The sequence below is a fragment of the Collinsella sp. WCA1-178-WT-3 (M1) genome, assembly GCF_009696325.1.
GTDB lineage: Bacteria > Actinomycetota > Coriobacteriia > Coriobacteriales > Coriobacteriaceae > Collinsella.
In genome coordinates this window covers 1-13,214 of record NZ_VUME01000020.1, presented here as the reverse complement: position 1 = coordinate 13,214, position 13,214 = coordinate 1, and the positions used below count along the sequence as shown (strand labels likewise).

The following is a 13,214-nucleotide window of genomic DNA, read 5'->3' as shown; positions in this document are numbered from 1 at the left end:
GGGCGCTTTCTTGTGGGCATGCGGAGGGATTCGAACCCGCAAGGGTGCGGAGCTGAGGAAACGCGAAGCGTTTTCCAGCGCAGCACGCAAGGAGCGGAGCGACGCAGCGGGGCGCGGCCGCCGGCAGGCGGACGCGGAATCCCTCCGTCCCATATCAACAACGGGCTCTCCGTATCTCAACCGGCACTTGGGGACGTTCCCAAAGTGCCGGCACTAAAGGAACGCCACCAAGTACCGGCTCATCCACCCTCAAAAGACAGACGCCCCAAGCCCGAAAGGACCAAGAGCGCCTTACATCTAGAAAATATCAGCCCCGTTCCGAAAAGCGAGCCGTCATCTACAAAATGGCGCGTGGCCCCCGGCGGGCCGGGCATTAAGTTTGTCGCGAGTTCCGCACGCAAAGAAGGCCACTTAATGTGGCCTTCGTCTTGCGCAGGACTGTAGAGCAGCAAACTTAATGCCCGGCCCGCCGGGGGCCACGCGTCCCTAATTGTTCAGCATGCGGTCGAAGCTTCCCGAGTCGCCATCCCGATAGTCGGCGGTCATCAGAATCTCCTGCGGAATGCGACCGCCCTCGCGCAGCACATTGCGGAACTGCACGCGCGTGACCATAGGCAGATCTTTGATTGTCGCCGCCAAATTCTGCGGCACACCCTGATTGGCAGCCGCAGGCTCGCACTCGCCGCCAGCTTTCACGCGACGCTTGTGCTCTGCGAGCATGGCACGATACATGCCGGCATGCAAGCGAATCTCAACCACATTGGCATTGCGGGCCTGCTCGACGATGCGCGCACCCTCTCGGTCGATATCGCCCACGTAGTAGACATAGTTAAAGCGATAGCCGATCTCGGCCAGATAATCATCCAGTGCGTGCGAGACGCTCGCCTTGCAGCCGCCGCCAAAGATCACGCCACCCACCTTGGTGCCAAAGAGCTTAGCGTGCTTGCGGCCGCGCAGGAGCTTGACGATCTCGTCATAGGTGTCTAGGTTCTCGACCATAATGAACGGCTTGTCGGCGCCCAGCGTAAAGAAGCCCGTAAAGTGCACGGGGCGGTTGGGGGCGACCTTAATCGCCTGCATGCTGATGCCCTTTTCGGTCATACGCCGAATCAAGCGCTCGCCGTGTTTACCGTCAAAGGCCTTCTCATCGTTAAAAATCTGGTAGGCGCGCTGGCGACGCGAGGCGACCGGCGTGTCGGCACCGCGATTCTGCTCAATCCAAGCCTGGATGATCGCAATCTCCTCGGCAATCTTGCGGTTGGACATTTCGTTGTGCTGAGTGCGCTGCGAAACCTTTTTGCCGTCCTTGCCCTCAACCTTAACGATTTGAGTCTGTTGCTCCTTAATCTTGGAGAGTGCAGCAGGTGTGGGAACGACCTTGAGCAGCTGCCTGCCCAGGACACGGGCCAGAGCAAACGCCGAAACCTCGCCATGAGCGGGCGGCTCAGACTGCTGGAAGGCCGCATCGTTTGCAGTCGGTTTGGGCTGCGTCTGGGATTTGCACTTGGAATCTGTCCGAGTATTGCGCTCTTGCTTTGGCGCGGACGAGCCCTTTTGCGAACGCTCAGGCTTGCCCCCCTTTACTGGCTGGCGCTTGGGCTGCTCCGCCGGGATCTCAGTCTTCGCATCCTTGTTTTGCCCCGCTGCCTGCTCGGCCACGGATTCGGCATTTGAGCCACGGCCGCCACGATGACGACGACGGCGAGGCTTGCTCGAAGCGCTCTCCCCCGCTTTCTCGCCCGCAGACTGCTGGCCTCGGGGCTCGACATCGCCCGCAGGCCGCGGCTCAACAGGCTTCTGCTCACGGACCATCGGCTCGGCAGCCTTCTCAGCCTTCTCCGCTGGTGCAGCGGGAGCCTGGTCGGTCTTTTCTTGACGCCTTGCGGGATACGCACGACCCATAAAGCCGCGTCCGGGACGGCATGAACCCGGAGCCTTCTTGACGGGCTCCTCGGGTGCACCAGCAGCTTCGACGGACTCCTGAACGTCGCACACAACACCTCCCTGCTCGGCCTTAAAGTGAGCACCGCGGCGACGCTTGGGCTCCTGGACCTCAGCGGCGCACTGCGGCTCGGTAACAGCCTCATCCTCGACGGGCTCGACATCCGTCGCATCCTTTTGAGCCACGGCGCGACGGAAGCGCTCCTGCTGGGCACGGCGCTGCGCATCGCGTTTACCGCCCCCGCCAAAACCGCCGCGGCCCGCCTTGGCCGTAAAGGCGCGAACGACGCTCTCGTCAAGCAGCTCATCGGTGTCGACGTTCTCGCGCGGAGCCGTTTCCACCGCAACAGGCGCCTCGACAACGTCCTCGACGGCCTCTTCGACAGCCTCGGCAGGCTGCTCCTGGACATCGCGAATCTCGGCATTAATGGTATAGAACGCTGGGCGCCCGTTAACGCCGCTGCCCTCGATCTTGGTAACGATCTTTGCCGCGATAAGTTCATCGCGCATCGCCTTGGTGTCACATTCCTTATCGACGGAACGGAAAATCTGTGCCAGCGCGCTCGACTTGATCTTGAGCGCCTTGCGGCAGAGCAGGTCGTAGGCAACCAGCTTGGCACGCTCGGCAGAAAGCGACGTCTGGCTGCTCAGACGCTCAGCCAGGGCATCGACGTTGTTTTGGTTATCGGAATATACCGTCTTGGCCACGGGGCCCCTTTCATATGTACACATATACGTCTATATGGTACAACGCACGCCCCTATCCACGCAAAACATCTGCGAGAACACCCGGGCACACTAGCTTTTGCATGGAAAAAGGCCGAGTCCGCGCAGTTGCGGACCCGGCCTTTCCGAGTCATATAGATGTGACGTTCAATCCCTTAGGTCGATTAGGCCTTGGCGGCCTCGGCGCCTGCGGGAGCCTCGACAGCAGCAGCGCGACCATACTCGGCCTTGCCCATCTCGGACCACTCGGGCTCCTCGTCGGGCATGGAACCGGCCTCCTTGCCGAAGAGCTCCTTGAGGCAGTTGACGGCAACGATGAGGCCCAGGACCATCAGCAGGACGGCAAAGACGAGCTGCAGGCCCTTGGTGGCGGCGACGGAGACTGCGGCCGTGGTGGCGGTAGCCGGGATGGTACCGAAGAAGCCGTAGGCCTGGACGGCGGTCATGCAGCCCATAGCGCTCTGGACCAGCGAGGTAAAGGTGCAGCAGAGCAGGAAGGCGACGGGCACGTAGAGCATCCAGCCCTTGCGACCGGTGCACTTGCAGAACACGGCAAGGGTGATCATGGTCATACCGCCGAGCAGCTGGTTGGAAGCACCAAAGAGCGGCCAGATGTTGGCATAGCCGCCAAAGGCGAGGGCGAGGCCGGGGAGCAGGGTGACAACCGTGGCGAACCAGGGGTTGCCGAGGACCTTCATGTAACCGGCCTTGGACTCGATGGCCAGGGCGTCGTTGGTCTGGGCAAAGAACTCGGAGAACGAGGTGCGGGCGATGCGGGCGACGGCGTCGAGCGAGGTCAGGGCCAGAGCGGAGACGTTCATGGTCATAAAGACGGTGGCAAGCGTGCCGTCAACGCCGAAGGCCTGCATACCGCGAGAAATGCCAGCAGCGAAGATCTGGAACGGGGTGGAAGCGACGCCAGCGTTGAGGGCGCCGGTACCGGCAGTGTTCATGTCGGAGAACATGATGCCGGCGACGATGATGGCGAGGATGCCGACGAAGGACTCGACGATCATGGCGCCATAACCGACCTTGACGGCGTCCTGCTCCTTCTCGACCTGCTTGGAAGAGGTGCCCGAAGAAACGAGGCTGTGGAAACCGGAGAGAGCGCCGCAGGCAACGGAGACAAACAGGACCGGGAACATCATGCCCGAGGCATTGCTAAAGCCGGTGAAAACCGGAGCGGTGATGGTGGCCTGGCCGTTAACGCCCAGGACGACGATGCCGAGGACAGCGCAGACAATCATGACGATCATCATGATGGAAGTGAGGTAGTCGCGAGGGGTCTTGAGCATCTGGATGGGCATGGCACCGGCAAAGACCAGGTAGACCATGACGACGGCGAACCACTGGAACTTGTCCAGGTAAACCGGGAACTGCATACCGACGGTGAACATGAGGACCATGAGCACCACGCCGGTGACGAACTCGGCAGCGCCGGTGAGGTTGAACTTCTTCTGAGCCCAACCAAAGGCCATGGCGACGAAGGTGAACAGGATGGAGATGGTACCAGCGCAGCCAGCGGCATAGGACTTGGTGAAGTCGATGGCACCGGTGGCAGCGCCAGAGGCGTCAACGACCGGGGTGAACATGAACGTCTTGCAGACCATGTCGGTAAAAGCGGCGATGACGATGATGCAGAACAGCCAGCAGAACAGCAGGAACAGGCGACGGCCGGTCTTGCCGATGTACTTCTCGATGAGCTGAGCCAAGGACTTGCCGTTGTTCTTCATCGAAGCGTACAGGGCGCCAAAGTCGTGAACGGCGCCAAAGAAGATGCCGCCGACGAGGACCCAGAGCACGACGGGCAGCCAGCCGAAGGCCATGGCGACGATCGTACCCGTAACAGGGCCAGCACCGCAGATCGAGCTGAACTGATGCGAGAACGCGGTGAAGGCGGAGACGGGCGAGAAGCTCTTGCCGTCCTTCATGCGCTTGGCAGGCGTGAGGGCCTCTTTATCAACGCCCCACTTGTTAGCCAGCCAGCGGCCGTAGCCCAGATAGCCGCAGGCGAGCACCGCCGCGGCCACAACCATGAGCAAAACTCCGTTCATTACATTTCCTCCTCTAAAAAGAACTTCCTAGACATAAAAAATGAGGGCCGTCGGTTGCGCTCGACGGCCCTCATCTTCATCAGCCGCCCGTTATCGTACGGGCTAGCTGTATGTGCTAACCCGCATCAGATAATTACTACGCTGATAATGTTTAGCTGATGTGTGAACATGTCTAAGAAATCCTCTTCAATCATGATGCGAACGATCCGTGCGTGTTCACATCCCCCAGTGGATGAAAAAGGAGTATGAAACTTTAGTTGCCTAAAGTCAACGCAAATATGTAATGAATTTTCAACTTTATTTGAATTTCTCGGTATAAAACGTCACTGGCCTCGGACTTTACCCCACGACAGTTTTTGCTTGAGAGATGCTCCTCGGGGGCGGGGCGGGCGCCTGCCGCCATATATGAACTTTCCTGCTCGGACAGTCCTGCTCACGACGGAGGCCACATTAAGTGGCCTCCTGTTCGTGCGGAACTCGCGATAAAGTTCATATATGGCGGCAGGCGCCCGCCCCGCCCCCGAGGAGTTCCCATCCCAAATCTCAACTCTGTTATCATAATTACGATAATATCCTGATAGCTCAGGAGGTGGCTGTGAATATTAGGCCGGTCTCAGATCTTAGAAATCACTACCCGGATGTTGAACGCGAAGTCGAGCAGGAGGGTCCGGTTTTTCTAACTAAAAACGGGCGGGGCTCTATGGTCGTCATGAGCTTTGAGCAGTACAAGTCACTGTGCAATACAATCGAGAGCGCACTTGATGCCGCTGATCGTCAGGCTGCCAGCATGCAACTTCGCTATACACACGACGATGTCTTTGGCTCTGTCAGAAAAATGCTCGACGGCGGTCTCGATGAACAGGCACTATAAGCTCCGCTATCTTCCCCTATTTTGGGAGGACCTCAGCCAAGCAGCGTCATATATCGCCTTTGATCTCAATAACCCCGCTGCAGCAAATAGGCTTGTCGACAATGTTGAAGCAGGCATACTCGAGCATCTCAAGAATCCAACCATGTCACCAACATACCCTTCGACAAGAAGACGGTTGCACCCGTATTACCGCTTCTACGTTGGCAACTACATGGTTTTTTATGTCGTCATCGACGACGTCATGGAAGTCCGCCGACTGCTATATAAAAGCCGAGATATTGAGTCGATTATCAGGTAGGTTTCTCTCAGCTAAAGCACGCCGTAAATTCGACGCAGGCTGGCTAACCTTGCCGGACGTTGTCGACGGCGATCCAGCTCAGTAGCTGCATAGATACAGAAAGGTTCCCGACGCTGCCCGGGCGCCAGCGGCCGCATATGAACTTTATCGCGAGTTCCGCACGAACAGGAGGCCACTTAATGTGGCCTCCGTCGTGAGCAGGACTGTAGAGCAGGAAAGTTCATATGCGGCCGCTGGCGCCCGGGCAGCGTCGGGAACCGCGCCCATACGACTACAGCGTCATGTTTGGATCGGCGTCGACGTCGAACGGCGAGATTTCACCTCGGTCGAATTTGCGGCGAGCGACCTCCGCAATCATGGCGGCGTTGTCAGTACAGGCCGAGAGAGGCGGCACCGTTACGCGAATCCCCTGACGCCCGAGTTTCTTAATCATCATCTCGCGCAGATGCGGATTGGCCGAGACGCCGCCGCCGATGCAATACTCCTTGCACCCGGTGGCGTGCAGGGCGTTCTTGGCCTTCTTGTACTGCACGTCAAAGACCGCCGCCTCAAACGAGGCTGCCAGGTCGGGCAGGTGGATCGTTCGGCCGGCTTTGGTCTCCTGCTCGATGTATAACGTCACAGCGGTTTTGAGGCCCGAAAGCGAGAAGCGGTAGTCTCCCCTGCTGTTAAGCGCACGGGGAAAATCGATCGCGCGGGGATTGCCCGTCTCGGCGAGCTTGGAGATGATGGGGCCACCGGGATAGCCCAGGCCCAGCGCCTTGGCAACCTTGTCGAAGGCTTCGCCCACGGCGTCGTCCAGCGTCTCGCCAAGTACCTCGTAGTCGCCCCATGCCTTTACGTGCACGAGCATGGTGTGCCCACCCGAGACAAGCGTAAAGATAAACGGCGGCTTAAGGTCGGGCTGCGCCAGCAGGTTGGCGAACAGGTGGCCCTCCAGATGATTGACGCACACGAGCGGTTTACCGGCAGCATACGCAAAGCCCTTGGCAAAGGCGACGCCCACCACCAGGGCACCCACCAGGCCCGGGCCTTGCGTCACACCCACGGCGGCAAGCTCACTTGGCGCAATCGCTCCACCCTCAAGGCCAAGCGATACCGCGGCATCTTCAAGCGCCGCATCTACGACACTCACAATCACCTCGACATGCTTGCGCGAGGCGATCTCGGGCACCACGCCGCCAAAGCGAGCATGAAAATCAATCTGCGTCGACACCTGGTTGGCCAGCATATTGCCGTCCGCATCGATAATCGCAACAGCCGTCTCGTCGCAAGAGCTCTCGATGGCAAGAACTAGGCGACGGCGCTCGATTTCGGCACGCTCCTCGGCGGTGCGCTCGGGCTCAGGCAGCGGCCAGACGCGCTGCTCGGCAGCCGTTGGCTCGGGCGAGGCATTGTCGAGAGGAAGCACCAGGGGCAGCGACGCCGTCATGACGATGGCATCCTTGCCGACGCCGTAGTAGCCACGGCGACGACCCGCCTCGGTAAAGCCCAAGGCGCTATAGAGCGCAATCGCACCCTCGTTGCCGTCCTCAACCTCAAGCGAAGCAGTGGTGCAGCCGAGCATCTGGGCGTCATAGCTCACGTGCGACAGCAGCTTGCGGGCAATGCCCTCGCGACGATGAGCAGGATCAACCGCGACGTCCATAATCTGAACGTCACCGTCGACGACCATGCCGCCGGCAAGTCCCAGCAGCCGACCGTCGTCGTGCGCCACCCACCAGCTACGCGGCGCGGCAACGCCCTCGCCCAGCTCGGACAGGAACATGCCCGGCGTCCACGCCTCGTGTCCGGCGCCTTCAAAGCAGGCGGCCTCCAATGCGCTCGCGCCCTCGGCATCCGCCGCGCCCATGGGACGGAACTGCAGATGGCGGCCGGCGAGCTCGTCGGCAACACCCGTAATCTCGCTCTGGGCGCTCTCGGCAAGCCCAAGGCGCTTACGCTCATTTTCCTCGGCATCCGAAAGACGCGTGTAGATCGGCAAAACGCGAGCCGGATTACCGTCGCCCGCGGCGTGCGCCATCAGAAGGCCCTCGCCCGAGGGCCACCACAGGTCTCGCTCCACGCAGCGCGCAGTCTCATCCTCACTCAGCAGCTTGCCATAACGTACGAGACCGTCACCAGTCAGCTTAACCTGGCTCCAGTCCGCGGCCTGGCGCCACTCATCAAGCGCCACGGCGGCTTTGACCACGTGTTCGCGCTCAAACAGACGCTCGGGACCTTCGTCCCCCAGCACGTACAGAGCCGGATACACCTCGCCACGCATGGCGTCGGCAAGAACACCAAGCTTGCCGCGCGCGCCAGCCTTCCACGCCGTCCAGGCGCAAGCGTCAAGTGTCGACACGCCCAGCAACGGCACGTTGGCACCGCGCGCCAGACCCTTAGCGGTCGAGATGCCAATGCGAACGCCCGTAAACGAACCCGGGCCGCGTCCAACCACATAACAGCCGACATCGCCGCGATTCAGCCCGGCCTGCGCCAACACGTCATCGACGGTATTCACAAGTTCCACGTTGGCATGGCGACGACACAGATGGTCCCCGCTCACCAGCTTCGCCTCGCCCGTCTGCTCATCAATCCAGCTTGCCGCGCAGGCAAGCATGTCGGTCGAAGTATCGAGCGCCACTACCAGCGCGTTGTCGTTATGCAAGCTCATCTTGTACAGCCTTATCAATCAAATCGAAAAGCTCCGTCGCGCGCTCGCCGTGCGCCTCGAGCGCGATCGTTCGCACGTCGCTATCGTCCTCATCGCGCCTAAGCGTCACCGAGAGATACTCATCCGTCAGCTCGTCCTGAAACTGCTCGCCCCATTCCAACAGGCAAGCGCCCTCATAGCCGAGCACGTCAAAAATGCCCGTATCCTCGAGCTCGTAGGCATGCTCCAAGCGGTACAGATCAAAATGGAACAGCGGAATACGCCCCTGGTCGTGAACGGCCATGAGCGCGAACGTAGGACTCGTGACCATATGCTCATCGCCCAAGCCGCGCGAGACGCCCTTGGTAAAGTGGGTCTTTCCCACGCCCAAGCCGCCGGTCAGTATCAGCACATCGCCATTTTCTAGACACGGTGCAACCAACTCGCCAAATTGCTCCGTATCGGCAGTACGAGCCGTTTTGTAGGTACCTAGCCCCAGGCGCTCCAGGGACATATACGCTCCTTATTATTCCGAGGCGCCCTCTGGCGCGGGATGTCGCACCAGATAGTCGCCCAGCATCTTAAAGTCTTCCTCCAGCAACTCCTGCCACGCCGGATTGCGCAGCGCCGCCGCGGGATGAAACGTCGGCATCACCACAAAGTGCCCCATCTGATGGAACCTGCCGCGCAGCTTGGTAATGCCAATCTCGGTCTTGAGCACAAAGTGCGTTGCGGGATTGCCGAGCGTCACGATGATATCGGGCCAGATGCTTCGAATCTGCTCGCGCAAAAACGGTGAGCAAGCAAGCACTTCCTCGGGACGCGGATTGCGGTTTCCCGGCGGGCGACATTTAAGCACATTGGCGATATAGACATCTTCACGCTTAAGGCCCGCCAGGGACAGAATGCCGTTGAGGTCTTCACCCGCCGCCCCCACAAAGGGCTCGCCCTGTAAATCCTCGTTACGGCCCGGCGCTTCACCAATAAACATCACGCGAGCGCGGGGGTTTCCCACCCCAAACACGATATTGTGGCGCGATTGGTAAAGCTGGCAAAGGCGGCAATCGCCCAGGACGGCCTCGATCTCCTCGAGTGCAACTTCGCGCGGCGCCTGATGGCTATGGCCGGGGATGTGCATAACGCCCATAGCGGCCCCTACACGTAGACCTTGTCGAGACGCATGCCAAAGCCGCAGGCGACCTCGTAGTTAATCGTGCCGCGCAGGCGCGCCATTTCATCCATGGTAATCTCGGCATCGCCATCGCGACCGATAATTATCATCTCGTCGCCATGTTCGGCCTCGGGAATCTCGTGAGCCGGGTTGGACTGAATGGCAACCATAAACTGATCCATGCAGATATTTCCGACCTGACGCACGCGCTCACCGCGATACAGCACGTCCATACGATTGGAAAGCGTGCGCGAAAGGCCGTCGGCATATCCGATCGGCAGCGTGCAGATCTGAACGCGTGTGCGCGGTACGCGGTAGGTAAAACCGTAGCCTACGCCCTCGCCCATCGCAGGATGCGCCACGCGCGTCACGCGCGCATGAACGCTCATAACGGGATCAAGCTGCATCACGCGGCCGCTCAGCTCGCACGGCTGCATGCCATACAAGCCAACGCCAGCGCGAATCATATCAAAATGCATCGAGGGGTCGAGCATCGAGGACGGCGTGTTGGCACAGTGCACGATACCGCACTCAAAACCCGCATCCTTAATGGCCTGAACGGCCTCGGTAAAGCGCTGGCACTGCAGCTTGTAGTCCCAACCCGATGGTTCGTCGGCCGTGGCAAAGTGCGTAAATACGCCGTCGCACTGAATACCGCGATGGAAATTAATACCGCGGACAAAGTCGAGCACCTGCGTGTAGTGAACGCCGATGCGGTTCATACCCGTCTCGATGGCAAGATGATACTTGCCCACCTTGCCCGCCGCGACGGCACATTCGCCATACGCAAGAGCAAAATCGGACGTATAGACCGAGGGCATGATATCGAACTCGAGCAATGAAGGAATAGCCTCGATGGGAGGCTCGCTTAGAATCAGGATGGGTTTGGTGATTCCGCCCTGGCGCAACTCAATACCCTCGCTGACCGTCGCCACGGCAAACATGTCGGCACCGGCCGAATACATGATCTTGGCGCACTCGACGGCTCCATGACCATAAGCATCGGCTTTAACCACGCAGCACAGGCGCTGACGCGGATCTAGCAAGTTCTTATAGGCCCTCGTATTGCGGCGGAGCGCCCCGCGGTCGATCTCGACCCAGGACCAACGCGTCAAATCGGCTTTATTCATGATTAGTCATCCGACCCTTCGTCCATGATTCCCAGATCATCGAGCGCATCCTTTGCCGCCAATTCCATGGCGGGACCGATCAAGTCGATAAGATCGGTCGCGATAACGCTCTTCTCGCCATACTCCGTCGCCGCAGCAAAGCCGGCATAGCTGTGGAGTGCGACGGCATACGAGTACAGCAGCTCCCAACGGTCCATCTCGTCACGCATGGTCGCAAGCGTTCCTGCAAGGATACCTGCGAGGACATCACCCGAGCCAGCGGTCGCCAACGACGCTGGGCCCGAAAGCGGCAGCAGCACGCGCTCGACGCCGCAAATGGCCGTCGTCGGGCCCTTAGCGATAACAACGAGATTATGGGAACCGGCAGCCCAGACAATCTTTTGAGCAGCGGCAATCGCAGTGCCAAGATCATTGACCTCGTCGCCGGCAACAAGACGCGAAAGCTCACGATAATGCGGCGTCATAACGAGCGGCTGCTCGCGACGGTACATCTCGGGATTACTGTCGATGCCGTCGATTGCAATCTTGGCAAGGCAGTTGAGCGCATCTGCATCTAGGATAAGCGGCACATCGAGCTCAAGCAGGCCCGAAACGACTTGCATCGATCCGGCAGACGTCGTCATGCCAGGCCCACACACAACGCAGCTGTACTTCTTAGCAATCTCGCACACTGTCATACGCGCAGCAGCACCAAAAGATCCACGGGAATCAGACGGAATGGCGAAAACGGGAATCGACGGGAGCGCCATACGAATAAGGTTGGCGCACGCATCGGGCGTCGCAACGGCCACATAACCGGCACCAGCACGAGCGGCAGACTTTGCGGCCATGATGGCGGCACCAGGATATTGTGCCGACCCGGCAACGATGAGCGCGGAGCCGCGCGAATACTTATCGATATTCGTGGGCAGCGGGGCAAAGTAGTCCACCAGATCACCGGGCTCAACGATCTCGGCAGCATGATCGACATCATCGATGACTTCGTCGAGGCGGTCGTACAGACCGCCACACACCAGATCGCCAGCATACTCCGGACCGTCAGCGCTGTAGAGGCCGATCTTAGGGGCAATCATCGTCACGGTACGCTCGGCACGGATGCAGTCGTCATCCACAACGCCCGTCTCGGCATTCAGGCCCGAGGGAACATCGATAGAAACAACGTGATCGGCGCACTCGTTAACCGTAGGAATCCAAATAGAAAACGGCGCACGAAGGTTGCCGTGAAAACCGGTACCAAAAATAGCATCGACCACGACATCCGCTTTGTTAATGAGAACCTCTAGCTCGTCTCGCGAAGGCCCAACGCACACATGAACGTCGCGACCGGCGGTGCGACGGGCAACGTGACGAGCAAGGGCAGCAGGAATCTCATCCGGCTCAACTGGAGAAACGATATCAACATCAACGCCCTTATGGGTCAGGATATCCGCAGCGACCCAACCATCACCGCCGTTATTGCCAAAGCCGACCAGCACAAGAACGCGATCAGGGTTGAGCTTTAAAATCTCGTTGGCGGCAAATTCACCTGCCAACTCCATGAGCTCGGCCTTCGAGGTGCCCTCGCGCTCGATGATATCCTCGAGGCGAACAACTTCCTCGGTACTCAAAACCGGTTTCATCTATGCTCCTTGCGTATCTTGCGGATTATCGATCAAATGCTCCGACAAAGCAGATTGTTGCAGCTGTTCAAGCTCATCCAATACAGAACGAGCCTCTTTAAATGTCTGGGCAACGCGCTCCTTGGTGCTCATTTTTTCTTCCTTAGGCTTAGGTCGAGCATCCTCGGTGATCGCAATGGCATTAGCGACAGCCAAGTCACCCGTAAGGGTAATAGAAAGAGCAACCTCGACAACACCCAAATCCTGGGCGATTTCGAGAGCGCGACCAGAAAGCAGAGCCTTTGGCTTGCCGAGCCTATCGCGTGTTACGGAAACGTCCTTACGTCCAACGCCCTGACTAAACCCCGTTCCAAGTGCCTTAAGTACCGCTTCGCGAGAGGCAAAGCGGCTGGCATAATGAGCGGCAGGGCGAGACGACGCATCGCAATACGCACGCTCTTCATCGGTAAACACGCGCCGGGCAAACGACGGCGTCTTCTCAAGGATTGATTTCATTCGGGAAATCTCGACGATATCAACGCCGATACCAGCTTCAGCCATGTTCACCTCCATGCTACACAGACTACGATATTGTAGCCCGTTCAAAGAACATGCGACAAACGAGGGTTATAAAACACAGCTACTATGTGAGACAAATTGCCTGAGAAACGAAAAAGGGGGAGGCCGCGAGGCCTCCCCCTTCTCAGGTCAAGCGCACGGCTCGGTGCCGTCCACCGGTCAGCGGCGCCCTGGCCTCCCACGGGCTGGCCCCGCAGTACTCTCGGCGCGA

At 59.3% G+C, this 13,214-nt stretch carries 10 protein-coding genes; 2 read left to right on the top strand and 8 right to left on the bottom strand.

The window, feature by feature from the left end; translation table 11 throughout:
• Positions 1-486: 486 nt before the first annotated feature.
• Together FYJ40_RS08715 and FYJ40_RS08710 are read right to left on the bottom strand one after the other, a co-directional pair.
• Positions 487-2,649, bottom strand: a complete 2,163-nt coding sequence (locus tag FYJ40_RS08715; RefSeq protein ID WP_195838518.1) for a hypothetical protein — start codon at positions 2,647-2,649, stop codon at positions 487-489.
• A gap of 182 nt (positions 2,650-2,831) precedes the next feature.
• Positions 2,832-4,721: a carbon starvation protein A gene (locus FYJ40_RS08710; protein WP_154515152.1), complete on the bottom strand. Its 1,890-nt coding sequence runs from the start codon at positions 4,719-4,721 to the stop codon at positions 2,832-2,834.
• Positions 4,722-5,175: 454 nt separating this feature from the next.
• Here FYJ40_RS08710 and FYJ40_RS08705 point away from each other — a divergent pair, with 454 nt between their 5' ends.
• Together FYJ40_RS08705 and FYJ40_RS09265 are read left to right on the top strand one after the other, a co-directional pair.
• Positions 5,176-5,592 (top strand): type II toxin-antitoxin system prevent-host-death family antitoxin, encoded by a 417-nt coding sequence (locus FYJ40_RS08705; protein ID WP_370513641.1) that lies wholly within the window; start codon positions 5,176-5,178, stop codon positions 5,590-5,592.
• On the top strand, positions 5,483-5,890 hold the full coding sequence (locus FYJ40_RS09265; RefSeq protein ID WP_370513640.1) for a type II toxin-antitoxin system RelE/ParE family toxin: 408 nt from the start codon (positions 5,483-5,485) through the stop codon (positions 5,888-5,890). The genes FYJ40_RS08705 and FYJ40_RS09265 overlap by 110 nt, the downstream gene beginning before the upstream one ends.
• Before the next feature lie 271 nt (positions 5,891-6,161).
• Here the strand turns inward: FYJ40_RS09265 and tsaD are convergent, their stop codons facing one another.
• Genes tsaD through acpS form a run of 6 tightly spaced genes read right to left on the bottom strand, consistent with a single transcriptional unit; the run spans position 6,162 to position 12,985 of the window.
• A complete protein-coding gene (tsaD, locus tag FYJ40_RS08695; protein WP_154515156.1) occupies positions 6,162-8,546 on the bottom strand; it encodes a tRNA (adenosine(37)-N6)-threonylcarbamoyltransferase complex transferase subunit TsaD in 2,385 nt (794 codons plus the stop codon).
• Positions 8,533-9,039, bottom strand: coding sequence for a tRNA (adenosine(37)-N6)-threonylcarbamoyltransferase complex ATPase subunit type 1 TsaE (gene tsaE, locus FYJ40_RS08690; protein ID WP_154515158.1), 507 nt, complete (start codon positions 9,037-9,039; stop codon positions 8,533-8,535). The genes tsaD and tsaE overlap by 14 nt, the downstream gene beginning before the upstream one ends.
• 12 nt (positions 9,040-9,051) lie before the next feature.
• On the bottom strand, positions 9,052-9,672 hold the full coding sequence (locus tag FYJ40_RS08685) for a uracil-DNA glycosylase (protein ID WP_154515160.1): 621 nt from the start codon (positions 9,670-9,672) through the stop codon (positions 9,052-9,054).
• Positions 9,673-9,680: 8 nt separating this feature from the next.
• On the bottom strand, positions 9,681-10,826 hold the full coding sequence (gene alr / locus FYJ40_RS08680) for an alanine racemase (RefSeq protein WP_154515162.1): 1,146 nt from the start codon (positions 10,824-10,826) through the stop codon (positions 9,681-9,683).
• 2 nt (positions 10,827-10,828) lie between these two features.
• Complete coding sequence (locus FYJ40_RS08675) at positions 10,829-12,445, bottom strand: NAD(P)H-hydrate dehydratase (protein ID WP_154515164.1); 1,617 nt, start codon at positions 12,443-12,445, stop codon at positions 10,829-10,831.
• On the bottom strand, positions 12,446-12,985 hold the full coding sequence (gene acpS, locus FYJ40_RS08670; protein ID WP_154515166.1) for a holo-ACP synthase: 540 nt from the start codon (positions 12,983-12,985) through the stop codon (positions 12,446-12,448).
• Between the last annotated feature and the right edge of the window lie 229 nt (positions 12,986-13,214).